Genomic DNA, 18,001 nt, shown 5'->3' with positions numbered 1-18,001 from the left:
GGGGATACTTGACGGGTGACTGCAACACTGCGCATCAGCGGACTCTCAGCTTCCCGGGGAGAACGCACCCTGTTCTCCGATCTTGATCTCACCATCGCTCCCGGCGATGTCATCGGCCTCGTCGGTGCCAACGGCGCGGGCAAGTCGACGCTCTTGACCGCGCTCGCCGGAACCGGGACTGCGGATGTGGAGGGTTCGATCACCCTGAGCCCACCCGACGCTGCTGTCGGCTATCTCGCCCAGGAACCGGACCGCATCGAAGGCGAAACCGTCCTCGAGTTCCTGGGTCGACGCACTGGGGTCGCGCATGCCGAAGAGGTCATGAATGCGGCTGCCGAAACCCTGGCCGATTCCGAAGAAGATCTGTATTCCCCCGCACTCGAGCGGTGGCTGACGTTCGGCGGCGCCGATCTGCTCGAGCGCGCCGAAAAGGTTGTCGACGAACTGGGCCTGGGTGTTCCCCTCGACGCCCACATGACTGCGCTCTCCGGTGGCCAGGCTGCTCGCGCCGGACTCGCCTCACTGTTGCTCTCGCGCTACGACATCCTGCTGCTCGACGAGCCCACCAACGATCTCGATCTGCGGGGACTCGAACAACTCGAGCGCTTTGTCGACGAAACCCGTGCCGCACTCGTGGTGGTCAGCCACGACCGTGAATTTCTCTCGCGCACCGTCACCGGAATCGTGGAACTCGATCTGGCGCAACAGAACATCGCGGTGTACGACGGCGGCTACGAGTCATACCTCGCCGAGCGTGAGATTGCTCGCCAGCACGCCCGTGAAGCGTTCGAGGAGTACGCGGGCACCCGCTCCGATCTCGAAGATCGCGCGCAGATGCAGCGCAACTGGATGGAACACGGCGTCCGCAATGCGCGTCGTAAAGCGAAGGACAACGACAAGATCGGCCGCGGACTGCGTACCGAATCGACGGAAAAGCAAGCGGCCAAGGCCCGTCAGACGCAGCGTCGTATCGAGCGGCTCGAAGTTGTGGAAGAGCCCCGCAAGGAATGGGATCTGCGAATGGAGATCGCGGCGGCCCCGCGTTCCGGCTCGGTGGTGGCAACCACCAACGGCGCCAAGGTAACCCGCGGATCCTTCACTTTCGGACCCGTCACCACACAAATCGATTGGGGCGATCGCATCCTGATTACCGGCGCAAACGGCGCCGGCAAGACGACACTGCTGAATGTACTTCTGGGAAAGCTCGCTCCGGACGAGGGCATCGCATCCCTCGGATCTGGTGTGGCGATCGGCGAAATCGACCAGGCCCGTGGCCTTTTCGAGGGCGATCAGCCGGTGGTCGAGGCTTTCGGCGCTCAGGTTCCGGAGTGGCCGGATGCTGATGTCCGGACGTTGCTCGCAAAATTCGGCCTGCGCGGGCACCACGTACTGCGGTCGGCGCAGTCTTTGTCTCCCGGCGAAAGAACCAGAGCAGCACTGGCTTTGCTTCAGGCGCGCGGCGTGAACCTTCTGGTCCTCGACGAACCCACCAATCACCTCGATCTACCGGCAATCGAACAACTCGAGCAGGCGATGGAATCGTTCGAGGGCACCCTTCTGCTTGTCACCCACGATCGCCGCATGCTCAGTTCCACGCGCAGCACCCGTCGTTGGCGCATGGATGGCGGGCAACTGTTCGAGGAGTGACCAACCGGGTCGAATAATTCGCGCGCTTGCGCAGACATCACGCGTGTGCAACTATTTATGAGGCGCACGCAATAGTTGCATGCGCGCCATAGGTGGTCGGTTGCACACAAAGCCGTCGGCCCGCCTCTCCGAGAAAGGCACCCCAGAAATGTTGTCGATCCCCGAAAACACGCTCACGCACGGAACAACCGGCGAGCCGATCACCATCCCTCAACTCGGGTACGGCGTCTTCCAGGTTCCGGACTCACAGACCGAGGACGTAACCGGCGAAGCCCTCGACATCGGCTACCGCCACATCGACACCGCCGCAATCTACGGAAACGAATCCGGCGTCGGCCGCGCCATCGCGGCTTCGACTATCCCGCGGCAGGAACTGTTTGTCACCACAAAATTGTGGAACGACGACCAAGGCCATGACAGCTCACTTGCAGCTTTCGACGCCAGCCTGGGCAAGCTCGGCCTGGACTACGTGGACCTGTACCTGATCCATTGGCCCGCCCCGAAAAAGGGCCTCTTTGTCGAGACCTGGGCGGCATTCGAGAAGATCCTCGCCTCCGGCCGTGCCCGTGCGATCGGTGTCTCCAACTTCTTGCCGGAACACCTCGACCTGCTGGCCCAGCACAGTTCGATCACGCCGGCCGTCAATCAGATCGAGCTACACCCAAGGCTCCAGCAGCACACGTCACGCGAGTACGGCCGCTCTCGCGGCATCGAGATCGAAGCCTGGAGCCCGCTGGGCCAGGGAACCATCCTCGACGATCCGACAATCGCCAAGATCGCTGCGGCACACGGCAAGTCCGTGGCTCAGATCATCCTCCGCTGGCACATCGAGCAGGGACACACCGTCCTGTCGAAATCAGTGACCCCGACGCGCATGCGCGACAACGCCGACATCTTCGACTTCGCGCTCACCGCAGAAGATTCGGCCGCGATCGCCGGCCTCAACACAGACTCTCGCGTCGGACCGAACCCGCTCGAACTCAACTGACCGGGCGAGCCAGCGTCAGCAGTACCGAGTCGACCGATTGCTCGGCGAGTAGTTCGTCCAACGGCAGATGGCGGAACAGGGCCCGGTAATAGATGGGCGCCGCCAATGCATCGAGAACAAAATCCAGGTCGAAGTCGTCGCGTATCTCACCGCGAGCGCGAGCCGATTCCAACACTGCTGCAGTCGAATTGCGTCGCGGCTGAAAAAAGTTCGCCTGGAAATCGCGGGCCAATTCCGGATCTGACGCCAGGTCTGCAACCAACGCCGGCAGAACGGCACCCACGACAGTATCGCGCAGGCCGACAACCAACGTCGAGATACCGGCGACCAGATCCGCTCTGAGATCGCCGGTATTGGGCGTCGGCTGCGTACCGACCTGTGCGACAACCACATCCACAACCAAATGCCGCTTCGACGGCCAACGTCGGTAGATCGCCGGGCGATGCACCCCGGCCCTCGTTGCTACCGACCCGATGGAAAGCTCGCCATACCCCTTCTCCCCCAACAACTCCAGAGTCGCAGAAAGAACGGCGTCGTCAATTCGCTCGTCGCGATTGCGAACCATCTACAGCACCGGCCTCGGCATGAGCACCAGTCGCCATCCGTCGGGATCTTCGAAAGTCATTCCCGCATTCTCCGCCCAGTAAGGATTCTCGGATTCGACGGGCTCATGTCCAGCCTCGCCAAGTCGCTGCACAACCTCGTACATTGCAGTCTCCCCGGCGAAGTACAGAACCAGGAGATTGTCGGCACTAGGTGCGGGGCACGGACTTCCGTCGACGTGAGCAGTGAACTCGAGATGGTAGGTCGCGTCGGGTAGCCCGAGCATGATGCCGTCGAAGCCGGCGTGCCCGGAAAATCGATACAGCTCGCGAAGTCCGAGGCAATCACGATAGAACGCAATCACTTCTTCCAGCTTGTCGGTGGGGCGGGCGACTCGCACTTGTACGACCGCCAGATTGTCAGGCCACGCTGTCATACCAAAACGGTACAGTACGTACCGTAACAAATCTAGGATGGGTTTGATCGCCCAAAAAATCAGACGACCACGCCGACTACAAACGATCATTCTCGGGAAACGGCGCCTTGGGCATGAATCGCGGACGCGCAAACAGTACCGACAGATTGGTCGGCTGAGATTCCACCGGACGATCCGATCGATACAGCAACGCCCGTTGCGGCAGACTCACCCACTCACTGACAAAGATGTCGCCGATCCGCTGGACCTGGACATGCGAGCCGTCTTCGAGCCGAACCGTCACATCAGCTCCGGCGTCGGACTGTCCGTAGACAACCCACCAGGATTCGCCCTCGACGTCACCGGGAGTGTGTTCGCCGATGCCGATGACGGCACCCTTTTCCAGGCGGTCGTGCCAGATTTCGGCGCGCGACGCAGGCGCCACGCTGTAACTACCGTCGCTGCGAATGGATACGGCAACACGGGACTTCTCGAGCACCAACTTCTCGACAACCAACTTTTCGGCAACCACCGGCTTGCCCCTTTCGGTTTGGCGAAGCCTAACGCGGTCGACCCCTCCAGGATGGAAACCGGACACGCTGCACAGTGACGAACATTGACAAACTGTTGTGTTTTTACAACACTTTGATAGATGAGCCCAGTCCGCCGGGGAGACTCACTCCCCATCTTCAATCGAATCGCGGTGCTTCGCGCCGAGCGAAAGATGAGTCGGATCCAGCTCGCACAACTTGTCGACGTCAATCCACAGACAGTCGGTGTACTCGAACGCGGCGACCACTATCCCAGCCTGGACCTCGCATTTCGGATCTCCGATGTTTTCGATCTCCCGGTCGAAGCAGTGTTCTCTCGTACAGAGTTCAGCCCTCTGTCCACAGAGGTCTACCGACCCGACCACTATCCCGAGGGGAGTGAAAAGCCAGGTGTCTGAAACAAATCTGATCGATCGCTACCAGGCTCACCGCACTCGACGGTTCATGCAGAACGAGGAAGTGTTCAAACGCTGGTTGCCCACCTGGAGAACTCGCCGCCGACGACGCGTTCTGGTGCGGGCGCTCAGCCTCGTGTTCATCGTGATGATCGCAGTGGCCGTCGCATGCCTGTTCAACACCATGGTCGCGCTGGTATGGCCCGTGATCACCATTGTGTTCATGGCACTGTTCACGTCGTTGCAAGTAGTTTCGGGACGCCAAGGTGACGCTCCGAGGCAAGCCCTGGACGAATGGGAAATCCAGCAACGCAACAATGCTCGCTCCATTGCATTGACCGTGACCCAATCGTTGGTGTTCTTTGTCGCGATATTCCTGATTTTTACCTCGTCGGTGGGTTGGAATGTAGAGAAACTTCCGTATACAGGAGGACTGCTTGCAATCACCGCGATGCTGATCGGCGCATGCACACCGGCAATGATCCTCGCCTGGACCCAGCCGGATCCGGAACCTGGCGACACCGACTAGCCGTACCCCCGCCTGCACCACGTAAGAGCAACACCCGACCGATGAGAAGGAATCATGGCCTCAACCCTGACAATCGACGGAATCTCGAAGCGCTACGGCGACGTCGTAGCGCTCGACAATCTCAGCTTCGAAGTGCGCCCCGGCGAGATCTTCGGGTTTGTCGGCAGTAACGGCGCCGGCAAGACCACGACGATGCGCATCGCCCTCGGTGTCCTCGCAGCAGATTCGGGGGAAGTACGTCTCGGCGGCAATCCCGTGGACCTCGACGTACGACGCACTATCGGATATATGCCCGAGGAGCGTGGCCTCTATCCCAAGATGAAGGTGGGCGCCCAGCTCGCCTATCTTGCCGAGCTGCACGGCCTTTCGAAGGCAGATGCCCGAACGGCAACCACCTTCTGGACCGAGCGCCTCGGTATCGCCGACAGAGCCAAGGACACTGTCGATTCGCTCTCGCTAGGCAACCAGCAGCGAGTTCAGCTCGCCGCTGCTCTGGTGCACGATCCAGCGGTACTTGTTCTCGACGAACCGTTCTCGGGTCTCGACCCGGTTGCCGTCGATGTCATGAGCGACGTACTGGTGGAGAAGGCCCGCACCGGCGTACCGGTCATTTTCTCGAGTCACCAACTCGAACTCGTGGAGCGCCTCAGCGACCGCGTCGGCATCATCAGCCGTGGCAGTATGCGCGAGGTCGGAACAGTCGACGAACTTCGAGGCAAAGGCAACACGCAACTCGAGATCCTTGCACCCGACGCCCCACCCGGCTGGGCTGATCATCTCATCGGTGTCAGCACGGTCAGCCACCGCGACGGACGCACAATTCTGAGTGTCGACAATGCCGCCGACGACCAGCAGATTCTGCACGCCGCCCTGAAAACCGGTCCGGTGCATGAATTCACCCGTCATCGGCCCTCCCTGACCGACTTGTTCCGAGAGGTGGTTTCAGCGTGAGCACTCCGCTAAGCGGTACCCGCGCCATAGGTTTGGTCGCCAAGCGCGAATTCACCACCCAGATTGCCAAGAAGAGCTTTCTGATCAGCAACATCATCATTTTGATCGCTATTGTCGGCGGCATCATCGCCTTCTCCTTGTTCTCCGGGGGCGACGAGGATAAGTCGAAGATCGGTCTGGTTGGCAGCCAGTCGCTTTCAGCCACTCTTGTCAGCAATGGCGAAGCCATCGGCACCGGCGTCGAGGTCACGGAAGTCAGCGACGAAGCGACCGCCCGCACCCGTGTGCAGGACGGTGACCTCGATGTTGCCGTCATCCCTTCCGCCAACGGCGGCGCGACCGTCATCACCAACAAGGAGATCACCACCAACCTCCGAGCCATCATCGAAGGTTCCGTGGCCGGGCAAGCGCAGTCGGAGGCACTGACCGCTGCGGGAGTCGACCCCGCGCAACTCGCAGCGACCACTGCGGCCGCGAAGGTCACCCTGGAAACGCTGGATCCGCCGGATCCCGAACAGGGACAACGCATTGCGCTCTCGATCGCCGCTGTCGCCCTGCTGTACATGCAGATCATGTTGTTCGGAACGTACGTTGCGATGGGTGTTGTCGAGGAGAAGTCCAGCCGCGTCGTCGAACTCCTCCTCTCGACTCTTCGCCCGCTGCAGCTGTTGTGGGGCAAGGTCATCGGGATCGGCGCAGTCGGCTTGCTCCAGCTCGCCGCCTATGCCATCGCCGGGGTGGGCACCGGCCTGGCCACCGGAATGTTGACAGTGACCGGTACCGCGATCGGTGTTCTGATCGGCACAGTCGGCTGGTTCATCCTGGGTTTCGCATTCTTCGCTGTCCTTTATGCCGCAGCAGGTTCCATGGTTTCGCGGCAGGAGGATGTCAACGCAACAGCCGCGCCGCTGGTCATTCTCATCGTCGCAATGTTCGGTATTGCCAGCATGTCGATAGGAAATCCGGAAGGAACGTTGAGCAACGTACTGAGTTGGATCCCCCCCTTCTCGGCCATCCTCATGCCCCTGCGCATCGCCGCCGGAGTTGCGACGCCGTTCCAGATTGTCGGAACGATTGTCCTCATGCTCACGGTCACCGTGATTTTCTCGATCATCGCGGCAAAGATCTACCAGCGCTCCATCCTTCGTGTCGGCAAGGTTGTCTCCTGGAAGGAGGCCTTCGGGCGCTGATCGCGCTGCCCGTCGAAGGCCGGTAGGTTCGTCCGGGACGAAGTAATCGCCGAAAATGGAGGGTGCTGTGCGTATCTCGGCCCAGGAACTACTGACTCACGTGCTTGATCCCGGGAGCTTCGACTCCTGGGATACCGAGCCACTCGATGTCCATCCGGGGCCCGAATATGCAGCAGACCTCGCCAGCGCCCGAGCGAAGAGCGGTGCCGACGAGTCGGTCATGACCGGCGTCGGCACCGTTCGGGGGCGTCGGGTAGCGGTAATCGCCTGCGATTTCAGCTTTCTCGCCGGTTCCATCGGTGTCGCGGCTGCAGAACGAATCGTCTCGGCTGTCGAACGTGCCACGGCGCAGCAACTTCCGCTCCTCGCCTCGCCCACATCCGGCGGAACCCGAATGCAGGAAGGCACAGTCGCCTTCGTGCAGATGGTCAAGATCGCGGCGGCAGTCGCCGTCCACAAGGGCGCTCATCTCCCCTATCTCGTGTACCTACGCAACCCCACTACCGGCGGAGTCTTTGCGTCCTGGGGTTCATTGGGCCACATCACCATTGCGGAACCCGGTGCGCTCGTGGGCTTTCTCGGGCCACGCGTGTACGAGGCTCTTTACGGCGAGAAGTTTCCCGACGGCATCCAGACATCCGAGAACCTGTATCGCAACGGTGTCATCGACGGTGTCGTTCCCGTCGATCGCTTGCGCCTGTTGGTCAATCGAGCACTGTGCGTACTCACCGATCCCCCAGCGCCGCACCTCGCCGATCCGGCCGTAGTCCCCGAAATCCCGGACGTACCGGCCTGGCAATCGGTGATGCTCTCGCGGCGTTCGGACCGTCCCGGAATCCGGCAACTGCTGCGTCATGCCGCCACCGAACAGGTGCCGCTCAGCGGCACCGGACAAGGCGAGACCGACAAGACGATCCTGCTCTCGCTTGCCCGTTTTCGCGGCTACCCCTGCATCCTGCTCGGGCAGGATCGAAGTGGTCAATCTGCGCTCAACACCATGGGCCCGGCAGCCCTGCGCGAGGCCAGGCGCGGCATGAAACTGGCGGAAGAACTTCAACTTCCGCTCGTTCTTGTCATCGACACACTCGGGGCTTCCTTGTCCAAGGAAGCCGAAGAGCGCGGGCTGGCTCCTGAAATCGCCCGCTGCATCGCGGATCTCGTGATGTTGAAAACCTCGACCGTGTCGGTAATTCTCGGCCAAGGCACCGGCGGTGGCGCGCTGGCGCTGCTGCCGGCCGATCGCGTTCTCGCCGCGCAGAACGGTTGGCTCGCACCGCTCCCTCCCGAGGGTGCCAGCGCCATCGTGCACCGCGACATCACGCATGCCCCCGAAATGGCCGCGGCTCAAGGAATTCGATCGTCGGATCTTCTCCGCGACGGCATCGTCGACGCTATTATTCCCGAAATGCCCGATGCAGCCGATGAGCCTGTCGAGTTCTCCAAACGCGTCGGAGCAGCTATCGCGCACGAACTCGCATGCCTGACCGAAGAAACCACCGTCGACAGGACCACTGCGCGGATCGCTCGCTATCGAAATTTGGGAGTACCCCGATGACGCCGAGACCGACGACCCCGCAGGCAACGGACCAGAAGACGAGCGCTGTGAAGACACTGCCGCACAACTACGACCGCGCAGCGCTCGCACGATTCGAAGTGTTTCTTTTTGCTTCGGTAGCAACGGTACTCGTCACCCGCGGATACCTCGCTGCCATGGGATACCCCCAGATCGGCGGCGGCGGACTGCACGTCGCGCATGTCCTCTGGGGTGGACTGCTGATGGCTGTCGCCATTGTCATGACTGCCATCACGGAAGGGAGCCGGATCCGTGCTCGCGCCTCACTGATCGGCGGCATCGGATTCGGCCTGTTTATCGACGAGGTGGGAAAGTTTGTCACCTCCGACGTCAACTACTTCTACCAACCTGCAATCGCAATCATGTACGTCGTCTTCGTTCTGTTTTACCTGATAGCACGCGAAATCGTGATCCGGCGGGGGATGAACGACCGACATCGACTTGCCATCGGTGCACGAGCGTTGTCAGACCTGGCGCTCGGGCAGTTGGACAAAGTTCATTACCACCACGCTTTGCGCGTTCTCGACGGAATACAAGATCCCGAACTCGCGGATCTGGCCGGGTCGATCAAGACCGGACTGCACTCGCACACCCCGACCGGTGACGGCGTCGAATCGCGGCTCACCAATTGGCGAAATTCCGTCTCCACTCGCCTCGACGCAGTCCTCGGACATCGCATTGTCCGTCGAATCGTGTTGGCGCTTTTTATCGTGGAAGCACTGGGTTCGATAGCCACCGCCGTGATCGCACTGTTCACAAAAGTGGAAATCGTAGCCGAGGACGTCTCGGATCTTGTTGTTCTCCTATCGACCGCTACATCGACGATCCTGGTGATTCTGGGCGTGTGGTTCCTGTTCCGCAACCGCTACCTGCGAGCCCTGCGACTGCTCCGGGCATCGATCGTCATCAGCCTCCTTGTGACTCAGGTGTATCTGTTCACGCAAGATCAATTCGGAGCGCTCACCGGCTTTGTACTGTCGCTCTTCATGCTGGCCGTTCTGCGTGTCACCATCCGAACCGAGGAGGCAGCAGCAGAAGCTGCGACTGATCGCAGCCTCGAAGTGCGTCACTGACCGACAGATCCGGTCCGCCCAGCGCACAAGAGTGGGCTGCCGGCTTCTGGCGTCCTAATTTCGCGGCCCTCGAGTAAAGTGCAACAAGTCAGCCGTACCAGAAGGTCATGAGAGGACCCACGTCGATGAGCGAGCGCGAGCAGACGGCCCACACCACCTATGCCGACGCGTATCGCGAGAGTATGGAGCAGCCGGAGCAATTCTGGCTCGATGCGGCTCGCGCTGTGGATTGGGATGTTGCCCCCACCAAAGCTCTCGACGACTCCGCAGCGCCCGTCTACCGCTGGTTCCCGGATGCTTCGCTGAACACGAGCTTCAATGCTCTTGATCGCCACGTACGCGACGGACGCGGAGACCAGACAGCGCTCATCTTCGATTCGGCGATGGTTCCGACCAAGACCTCGTACACGTACTCCGAACTGCTCGAGCAAGTTTCACTGTTCGCCGGCGTTCTGCGCGATCAGGGCGTCGTTGCCGGAGACCGCGTCATCATCTACATGCCGATGATCCCCGAGGCTGCGATTGCCATGCTGGCCTGCGCGCGTATCGGCGCGGTGCACTCCGTGGTGTTCGGCGGTTTTGCCGCCAAGGAACTCGCAACGCGTATCGACGACGCCGGCCCGGTGGTGCTGGTGACGGCGTCGGGCGGCCTCGAACCCGGGCGCACCATCGAATACCTGCCGATGGTCGAGAAGGCTCTGCAGCTTTCCGCCACTCCGGCGCACACCGTCATCGTGAAAAATCGTGAACAGATTCCCGGCTCCGCTGCCGACTACAAGTCCAGTGGCGCAGCGTGGTTCGACTGGGACGAGTTGATCGCCGACGCCACTCCAGCCGCTCCGGTCTCCGTTGCTGCGACGGATCCGCTCTACATCCTCTATACCTCGGGCACCACCGGTAAGCCCAAGGGCGTTGTTCGTGACAACGGCGGACACGCGGTGGCGCTCACGTGGACGATGAAGAATCTGTACAACATCGAACCCGGTCAAGTCTGGTGGACTGCTTCCGATGTCGGCTGGGTGGTCGGCCACTCCTACATCGTCTACGGCCCCTTGTTCGCGGGCGCAACCAGTGTCATGTACGAGGGCAAGCCCGTCGGAACCCCGGATGCCGGCGCTTTCTGGCGCATCATTTCCGACTACAAAGTATCGGCTTTGTTCACTGCCCCGACGGCAATTCGCGCTGTCCGCAAGATGGATCCCAATGCGGAAGAACTTGCGAAGTACGATATCTCGTCCCTGGACACGTTGTTCGCCGCCGGGGAGCGCCTCGATCCCGACACCTACGAGTGGGCGACACGTGTCCTGGATCGTCCCGTCGTCGACCACTGGTGGCAGACCGAAACCGGTTGGGCGATCTGTGCCAACCTCCGCGGTCTCGAACCCATGGAGATCAAGGCCGGCTCCCCCACCGTCGCCTGCCCCGGCTATCGCGTCGAAATCGTCGACGGCAAAGGCGAACTCGTCGGAGCGGGCACCGAGGGCAACATAGTCATCGGCCTGCCGCTACCTCCCGGAACCCTCGCCGGACTGTGGCGCGACGACGATCGGTACGTCAAGTCGTACCTCTCCACCTTCGACGGCTACTACCTCACCGGCGACTCGGGCTACATCGACGAGGACAACTACGTGTTTGTTCTCGGCCGCAGCGACGACGTGATCAACGTTGCCGGACACCGCCTTTCAACCGGAAGCATGGAAGCAGTTCTTGCCGGTCACCCGGCCGTCGCAGAGTGCGCGGTCATCGGCATCCACGACGAACTCAAAGGACAGCGGCCCAGCGGCTATGTCGTCCTCAAGTCCGGCGTCGACATCGATCCCGAAACGCTCCAGAAAGAACTGGTAGCCCGGGTCCGCGATCAAATCGGTGCCGTTGCCACGTTCCGCGACGTGACCGTCGTGCAGGCGCTCCCGAAAACTCGATCCGGCAAGATCCTGCGCAAGACGATGCGTCAGATCGCGGACAACGAGGAGTACACCGTACCGTCGACTATCGAAGACATGTCCGTTCTGGATGATCTGACGAAACTTCTTCGCGGATAGCAATTTTCACGATTCCCCTACCCGATCCAGCATGAGCACGCAGTATGAGGATGTTCTGCGATTTCAGTACTTCAATCGGGTAGGGGAAGTTACATGGGCACTTTGGACGGACAGGTAGCGTTCATCACCGGAGCAGCACGCGGTCAAGGCCGCGCGCATGCAGTCAAGCTTGCTTCGGAAGGCGCAGACATCATCGCGGTGGATCTCTGCGCGCCTGTTGCCACAGCCGGATACGACATGGCGACCGAATCGGATCTGGCCCAGACCGTGAAGCTGGTCGAGGCCCAGGGCCGACGCATTTCTGCCTCGGTCGCCGACACCCGTGATCTTGACGCTCTGAAGGAGGCAGTCGACGCCGGCGTCGAGAAGTTCGGGCGTCTCGACATCGTCATCGCGAACGCCGGCATCGCCGCGTCCGCGAAACTGTCGTGGGATCTCAGCCCCGAAGAGTTTCGCGAACTGATGGACATCAACGTCACCGGGGTCTGGTTGACCACCAAGGTATCGATCCCCCACATCATGAACGGCAACCGCGGCGGATCCATCGTGCTGATCAGCTCGATGGCAGGGTTGCGCGGCGTGCCGGGCATCGTCCATTACTCGGCTTCCAAACATGCCGTCCGCGGATTGGCGAAGTCACTGGCCAACGAACTCGGTTGGGCCGACATCCGCGTCAACTCCGTTCACCCCGGCAACGTACGCACCACGATGATCGACAACGAACCGATGGTCCGAGGATTCCGACCGGACCTGGAAAATCCGGTTCTGGAAGACACTGCGCCCATCATGTCGAAGCTGAACTTGCTGCCGCACCCGTGGGTGGAACCCGACGTGATCGCCGATGCGGTGTTTTATCTGGTGGGGCCGGCGGGACGGGGAATCACAGGAATCGCACTGCCAGTCGATCTGGGAACGTCCGAGAAGTTCGCCGGCGGATAAACGCAGGAGGGTTCGGGACACAAAAAAATTGCCGCTGCCGGATGGGTCTCGAGCACCATCCGGCAGAAGCAATTCTCGGCTTGATCAAGCCTTCGTAGCAACAGAACAAGTAGTCGGCAACCTCATAGGCGCTCCTCGTCTGAAGTAGGAAACTCATGTGTGGGATGCGCAACAAACCCAAGACCCACAATAGATCCATTTTCGCGAAACCGCGCGTCAAACGGCAGTATTTTTTCAGATTCAGACAATCGCGGCAAGCCTCTCATCACCTACGATCAACAGAAATCGCTCAATACAGGGGGAACGCGTCATGTCCGTCAGTTACACCGTGTCCGATCCGATTCATGGGGATGTCGACGTCCTGTTCGACCCCGAAATGGGCGTCGTAGAAGTCCGCAACGGAGGTTCCTGCGCGACCCTGACTCGCACAGTCAGCTCCCCACACCGTGAGGGTATTCCGATCGGTACCCGCACCCAGTCCGAACTGTCGCTCGCGCTCGACGGCGACACTGTGAAGCTCGAGGTGGGCAAGGGCGTTTTGTCACGTCGCTCGTACTCCGTGTCTGCTGTCGTCGACGGATCAACACTGACGTTGGTCCCCGTCGACGACGCAAACAGTGCCTTCACTCGCGACGGGGATCGTCTTGCATTGTTCTCGAAGGACGAGGAGACGGATCCTCGGCGCACGGACGCAGTCTGGACGACAACGCCGAGTCGCAACGAACTCGTCATCGGATACGCGCTGGCCGAGGCGTTCGATTGTGGAGCACTGAACGGGGCCGTAGCGCTATTCGAATCCCTGATACTCGGCACTCCGCAGTAGCCCTCAAAGCAGGTGAATCACCAGCAAGATCACTGCGATAGCCGGGAAAAACATCTGCACGACCGCTGCGCGGGCTTTGTCCGGCGAGGAGAGGATCAGGACGAGGCCGGCCGCAACCATCGAACCCGTGCCGGCCAATACAAGCGCGATTCCGACTGATGCAGAACCCGTTGCCGCGATCACGATGCCTATCACCGAGACAATGGCCAGGAAGAGGTTGTAAAAGCCCTGGTTGAAGGCCAGCGGCTTTGTGGTGAGCGCTTCTTCCTCGGACTTCACACCGAATGTCGCCCGAGTCTTCGGTGCCGTCCAGAGGATCGATTCGAGGACAAAAATGTACACATGTACAACGGCTGCGAGCGCCGCGAAGATGTAGCCGGCAACGTTCATCAGTGGGCTCCTGAGGGTGCGAATGAATTTTGTATCGGTCAGTTCAATATATACTGGATCGGACGATACAGAAAGGGTTGAGTTCGATGGGCCGATCACAGGAATTCGATACCAAGACCGTCGTTGCCGCAGCTCTCGACGTATTTTGGTCCCACGGATACGAGGGCGTGTCACTTACCGACCTCGAGACAGCAACCGGCCTGAGCCGGTCCAGCCTCTACAACTCCTTCGGCAACAAGCGCGGCCTCTTCGATGCCGCCGTCACGATGTACCTCGATTACGTCATACGTCCACGCCTGCGAGGACTGACCGAAAACCCGGGCGTCGACGCCATCGATAAATACCTCTACTCGCTGAGCGTTGCCATCGCCGCCATGACGCCGGAATCACCACGTCGCGGATGCCTGCTTCTGAACACAGCGACCGGCATGGGCGCACATGACGACGCACTCGCCGAAGTGGTCCGCAATTATCGCCGAGAACTCTCCGACGCACTCCGGTCCGGATTGATCGCGATATTTCCCGATGCACCGGCCCTCACACTCGATGATCGGACTCGAATTCTGTTGTCCTGCAAGATAAGCGCACTGATCCTCGCCCGAGTGGACACCCTGCAGGCAATCGCCATTCTCGATACTGCGCGCCGAACAACCAACGAGTGGCAGAGCTAAACCGAAACCTTCGACGCCAGAACCTGATCCACCAACTCGGAAACCCGTAACGGGGACAGTGGTTCGAGGTCGAACAATATGCGGTAGACAATCGGTGCGACAACGTGGTCCACCACCGAATCACCATCCACCGCAGAAGCTTCGGGCCAGCGCGCAAGTATCACGTCGATCTGGGTACGACAGAAATACGCACATTTGAACTTCTTCGTACCCTCGGACGCGAGAGCGTGATCGTCGCTCATCAGCACATCGCGAAGCGCGGCACGCCCCACCGGCGTCGACATCTCCTCGAGGTACTCCTGCGACCAGGCCGTCAAATCTCCACGCAGCGAACCGGTCTCACGTGGCGGAGCGTCGGGACGCAACTGTTCGATCGATACGTCGGCAAAGACCTCGTTGATGTCGCCCCAGCGCCGGTAGATCGTAGACGGAGTGACACCCGCATCACTCGCAATCATGGGCACCGTGATCTCGGCCCGCTCATGCCGCTCCAACAGCGCACGAGCAGACGCGCGCACGGCCTGTTGAATGCGTGCGCTGCGGCCACCAGGGCGCGGACCTGTGGTCGGAGTCATGGATCCGATACTAACGCAAAGATATTGCGTTAAGCCAGGGCTGGGCGTACCGTTCTAAAAGCAAAGAATTTGCGTTTGATCCCTTAGTCGTACCGAAAGCGCCACGCGATGACAACAACCGTTCTACAGAAGACTGTGGGCGCCACACGGCCCCGACTCGGCCGTGGCGCCACGTTCACGCTCATCGCAGTCATCATCGCTACCTTCCTCGGCGCGTCCGCTACTCCGACCCCTCTGTATGAGCATTACCAGCAACTGTGGGGGTTCTCCTCGCTTGGATCGACGCTCGTCTTCGGCATCTATGCTCTGGCACTGCTCGCGACGCTACTTACGGCCGGGTCGCTGTCCGACCACATCGGCCGCAGGCCAGTCCTCCTCGGAGCCCTTGTCCTCGAAGCATTTTCGTTGGTTCTCTTCGCGTCGGCCGACGGCTTGACAATGTTGCTGATTGCCCGCGTCATACAAGGCATCGCGACCGGCGCTGCCATCAGCACACTGGGTTCTGCCCTCATCGACCTCGAACGCACACCGGGACGGGGCTCCGTCATCAACAGTGTTGCTCCGACGGTTGGCCTGGCCGTCGGCGCCGTGGGTTCCAGCCTCATCACCGAACATCTCCCGCGCCCCACCAGCACTGTCTATCTTGTCCTCCTCGTCATCGTCATACTCGAGATCCTCGGAGTCTGGGCTGCTCCCGAAACCTCCGGTGGACGCCCCGGTGCCTGGAAATCCATGCGGCCCGCCCTCTCCGTTCCACGGGAGGCGCGCACGATGATCGCTCTGACCGCACCGTGCTTGATTGCAGTCTGGGCACTGGGTGGTTTTTACCTCTCACTCGGACCAGCCTTGGCGCGCAACGCACTTGACGTCCACAGCTCGCTGATCGGCGCGGTCATGGTCGCCACTCTCACCGGATTCGGTGCCGCCGCTGTGCTCACGTTCCGCAATCTCGGCGGCCGCACGGTCATGTTGATCGGCACCACCACGTTGATTCTGGGCGTCGGAATCACACTTTTGGGTGCCGAAATCTCTTCCACCGTGGCAATTTTTGCCGGAACTGCGATCGCGGGCATCGGATTCGGGGCCGGTTTCCAAGGCACGATTCTCACCGTTATGCCACTCGCCGACAACCACCAACGCGCCGGCCTTCTGTCCACCGTGTACGTCATCGCTTACCTCGCCAACAGCCTTCCGGCATTGCTCGCGGGCTATCTCGTCGGCAAGATCGGTTTGGTCGACACCACCCGCAGCTACGGCGCACTTGTCATGGCCTTGGCGGCAGTGGCACTGATCGGACTCTTGGTCACCGGCGAGCGGAAGAAGTCGGTGCCGTCGGTCATCGAGTAGTCGCCCCACTCAGCCCTTGATCTCGCCGTATCGCCGGAGCGCCTCCTCACGCTCGAGGGCGTGGTCCACGATCGGATCCGGATAGTCGGCTGGGCGCATCGCTTTCGGTGAATGCACTGCCTTTCCCGGAATCCCCCGCAGTTCGGGAACCCACCGCCGAACGTAGTTGCCGTCGGGATCGAACTTCTCGCCCTGAGTTGTCGGGTTGAACACCCGAAAGAACGGTGACGCATCGGTTCCCGAACCGGCGGTCCATTGCCAGCCATGCTGATTGGATGCCAGATCGCCGTCCACCAGATGCGCCATGAAGTAGCGAGCACCGCGCCACCACGGAATATGCAAGTCCTTCACCAGGAATGACGCAACAATCATTCGGACACGATTGTGCATCCAATGCTCGGTCGCCAGTTGACGCATCCCCGCGTCGACGATCGGAAAGCCTGTCCTACCCTCGCACCATGCCTGAAATGCCACGTCCGAATCGGCACCGCGGTCGTGGCGCAAACGGTCGAACTTCGCGTCGTAGTTTTCGCGCGCACTGTCCGGCCGCTGAAACAGGATGTCCGCGTAGAAATCTCGCCAGGCCAACTGCCGACGATAGGCCTGGGGTCCGTCGCCGGTACGTCTCGATAGATCGGCCAACATGGTTCGCGGATGAATGGTGCCGTACTTCAAAGGGATCGACATCCGGCTCGTCGTATCGAGGTCGGGCCGGTTGCGTTCGTCGTCGTACCGATCAAGACTGTTCTCGCAGTAGTCTTTCCACTGTTCGAGCGCGCTGACCTCACCGGCCGGGTAGAGATTCTTCCCGTTCGCCGCGGGAATTCCCTCACGCGCAGGGCCACCATCGCGATCATCCGGATCGAGCCATCGCACCGTCTGCGCATCTGTTGCAGCCGGTCCACGCCAGCCATGTTCCATCCACTGACGGAAGTACGGCGTGAAAACCTTGTACGGATTGCCGTCTGCTTTGGTGACGCGCCCCGGCGCAACGGCGTAGGGCGATCCCGTCGCGATCAGATCTATCTGCCTCGTCACTGCCGCATCTCGCCGCCGTCCGTACGGTCCGTAGTCGGCGCTGATGTGAACCTCGGTTGCCCCGACCGAGCGCGCCGCAACTGGCACCAACTCGACCGGATCACCGCGAACCACCGTCAGCCGTCCGCCGAGCTGCTGGTCGAGCGCCGCCAGATTGGCAAAAAGCTGATCCTGACGCGGCGCCCCCGCCGGCCCGAGCAAATTTTCATCGAGCACGAACAGCGCCAGCACTTCTCCCCCGGCGTCAGCTGCCGCCAGGAGTGAGGGAAGGTCGCTCACCCGGAGGTCACGGCGAAACCAGACGACGGAGTTGTCCACTCC

At 61.0% G+C, this 18,001-nt stretch carries 19 protein-coding genes; 13 read left to right on the top strand and 6 right to left on the bottom strand.

Annotated elements, in window-relative coordinates; genetic code table 11:
• Positions 1-15 precede the first annotated feature (15 nt).
• Together BDB13_RS09810 and BDB13_RS09805 are read left to right on the top strand one after the other, a co-directional pair.
• Positions 16-1,647: an ABC-F family ATP-binding cassette domain-containing protein gene (locus tag BDB13_RS09810; protein WP_094271471.1), complete on the top strand. Its 1,632-nt coding sequence runs from the start codon at positions 16-18 to the stop codon at positions 1,645-1,647.
• 148 nt (positions 1,648-1,795) lie between these two features.
• Positions 1,796-2,635, top strand: coding sequence for an aldo/keto reductase (locus tag BDB13_RS09805; RefSeq protein WP_094271470.1), 840 nt, complete (start codon positions 1,796-1,798; stop codon positions 2,633-2,635).
• On the opposite strand, the gene BDB13_RS09800 is transcribed toward BDB13_RS09805, so the two are convergent.
• The 3 genes from BDB13_RS09800 to BDB13_RS09790 form a co-directional block, all read right to left on the bottom strand.
• The gene (locus BDB13_RS09800; protein ID WP_094271469.1) at positions 2,628-3,200 is read right to left on the bottom strand and encodes a TetR/AcrR family transcriptional regulator; all 573 of its coding nucleotides are present in this window, start codon (positions 3,198-3,200) and stop codon (positions 2,628-2,630) included. The two genes, BDB13_RS09805 and BDB13_RS09800, sit on opposite strands and share 8 nt — an antisense overlap.
• Entirely contained in the window at positions 3,201-3,614 is a 414-nt protein-coding gene (locus BDB13_RS09795; protein ID WP_094271468.1) for a VOC family protein, read from the bottom strand.
• Between the two features lie 76 nt (positions 3,615-3,690).
• Positions 3,691-4,125, bottom strand: coding sequence for a hypothetical protein (locus BDB13_RS09790; RefSeq protein ID WP_254922775.1), 435 nt, complete (start codon positions 4,123-4,125; stop codon positions 3,691-3,693).
• A 120-nt stretch (positions 4,126-4,245) separates the two neighbouring features.
• Between BDB13_RS09790 and BDB13_RS09785 the strand changes: the two genes are divergently transcribed.
• The 9 genes from BDB13_RS09785 to BDB13_RS09745 all read left to right on the top strand — a co-directional run bounded on the left by BDB13_RS09785 (position 4,246) and on the right by BDB13_RS09745 (position 13,659).
• Positions 4,246-4,542 carry a helix-turn-helix transcriptional regulator gene (locus tag BDB13_RS09785; protein ID WP_094271467.1) on the top strand — a complete coding sequence of 99 codons (297 nt, stop codon included), beginning with the start codon at positions 4,246-4,248 and terminating at the stop codon, positions 4,540-4,542.
• Positions 4,535-5,068 carry a hypothetical protein gene (locus tag BDB13_RS09780; RefSeq protein WP_094271466.1) on the top strand — a complete coding sequence of 178 codons (534 nt, stop codon included), beginning with the start codon at positions 4,535-4,537 and terminating at the stop codon, positions 5,066-5,068. The genes BDB13_RS09785 and BDB13_RS09780 overlap by 8 nt, the downstream gene beginning before the upstream one ends.
• Positions 5,069-5,122: 54 nt before the next feature.
• Positions 5,123-6,019, top strand: a complete 897-nt coding sequence (locus BDB13_RS09775) for an ABC transporter ATP-binding protein (protein WP_094271465.1) — start codon at positions 5,123-5,125, stop codon at positions 6,017-6,019.
• Positions 6,016-7,209 (top strand): ABC transporter permease, encoded by a 1,194-nt coding sequence (locus tag BDB13_RS09770; protein WP_094271464.1) that lies wholly within the window; start codon positions 6,016-6,018, stop codon positions 7,207-7,209. Before BDB13_RS09775 ends, BDB13_RS09770 begins: the two co-directional genes overlap by 4 nt.
• A 55-nt stretch (positions 7,210-7,264) precedes the next feature.
• Positions 7,265-8,764 carry an acetyl-coenzyme A carboxylase carboxyl transferase subunits beta/alpha gene (locus BDB13_RS09765; RefSeq protein WP_094271463.1) on the top strand — a complete coding sequence of 500 codons (1,500 nt, stop codon included), beginning with the start codon at positions 7,265-7,267 and terminating at the stop codon, positions 8,762-8,764.
• The gene (locus tag BDB13_RS09760) at positions 8,761-9,855 is read left to right on the top strand and encodes a hypothetical protein (RefSeq protein ID WP_094271462.1); all 1,095 of its coding nucleotides are present in this window, start codon (positions 8,761-8,763) and stop codon (positions 9,853-9,855) included. Before BDB13_RS09765 ends, BDB13_RS09760 begins: the two co-directional genes overlap by 4 nt.
• Before the next feature lie 107 nt (positions 9,856-9,962).
• Entirely contained in the window at positions 9,963-11,897 is a 1,935-nt protein-coding gene (locus tag BDB13_RS09755) for a propionyl-CoA synthetase (protein ID WP_094271461.1), read from the top strand.
• Between the two features lie 93 nt (positions 11,898-11,990).
• On the top strand, positions 11,991-12,836 hold the full coding sequence (locus BDB13_RS09750; RefSeq protein ID WP_094271460.1) for a mycofactocin-coupled SDR family oxidoreductase: 846 nt from the start codon (positions 11,991-11,993) through the stop codon (positions 12,834-12,836).
• A 310-nt stretch (positions 12,837-13,146) separates the two neighbouring features.
• A complete protein-coding gene (locus BDB13_RS09745) occupies positions 13,147-13,659 on the top strand; it encodes a hypothetical protein (RefSeq protein ID WP_094271459.1) in 513 nt (170 codons plus the stop codon).
• Between the two features lie 3 nt (positions 13,660-13,662).
• Here the strand turns inward: BDB13_RS09745 and BDB13_RS09740 are convergent, their stop codons facing one another.
• On the bottom strand, positions 13,663-14,049 hold the full coding sequence (locus tag BDB13_RS09740; RefSeq protein ID WP_094271458.1) for a DUF1304 domain-containing protein: 387 nt from the start codon (positions 14,047-14,049) through the stop codon (positions 13,663-13,665).
• A gap of 86 nt (positions 14,050-14,135) precedes the next feature.
• Here BDB13_RS09740 and BDB13_RS09735 point away from each other — a divergent pair, with 86 nt between their 5' ends.
• The gene (locus tag BDB13_RS09735) at positions 14,136-14,720 is read left to right on the top strand and encodes a TetR/AcrR family transcriptional regulator (RefSeq protein ID WP_094271457.1); all 585 of its coding nucleotides are present in this window, start codon (positions 14,136-14,138) and stop codon (positions 14,718-14,720) included.
• On the opposite strand, the gene BDB13_RS09730 is transcribed toward BDB13_RS09735, so the two are convergent.
• Positions 14,717-15,295 carry a TetR/AcrR family transcriptional regulator gene (locus BDB13_RS09730; RefSeq protein WP_094271456.1) on the bottom strand — a complete coding sequence of 193 codons (579 nt, stop codon included), beginning with the start codon at positions 15,293-15,295 and terminating at the stop codon, positions 14,717-14,719. The genes BDB13_RS09735 and BDB13_RS09730 overlap by 4 nt on opposite strands.
• 108 nt (positions 15,296-15,403) lie before the next feature.
• Here BDB13_RS09730 and BDB13_RS09725 point away from each other — a divergent pair, with 108 nt between their 5' ends.
• Positions 15,404-16,642: an MFS transporter gene (locus BDB13_RS09725; protein ID WP_094271455.1), complete on the top strand. Its 1,239-nt coding sequence runs from the start codon at positions 15,404-15,406 to the stop codon at positions 16,640-16,642.
• A gap of 9 nt (positions 16,643-16,651) precedes the next feature.
• Here the strand turns inward: BDB13_RS09725 and BDB13_RS09720 are convergent, their stop codons facing one another.
• The gene (locus BDB13_RS09720; protein WP_094271454.1) at positions 16,652-17,998 is read right to left on the bottom strand and encodes a cryptochrome/photolyase family protein; all 1,347 of its coding nucleotides are present in this window, start codon (positions 17,996-17,998) and stop codon (positions 16,652-16,654) included.
• Positions 17,999-18,001: the final 3 nt, after the last annotated feature.

Origin of the sequence: Rhodococcus sp. OK302, assembly GCF_002245895.1 — a bacterium.
Taxonomy (GTDB): Bacteria; Actinomycetota; Actinomycetes; order Mycobacteriales; family Mycobacteriaceae; genus Rhodococcus_F.
This window is presented reverse-complemented; position numbering and strand designations above follow the sequence as displayed.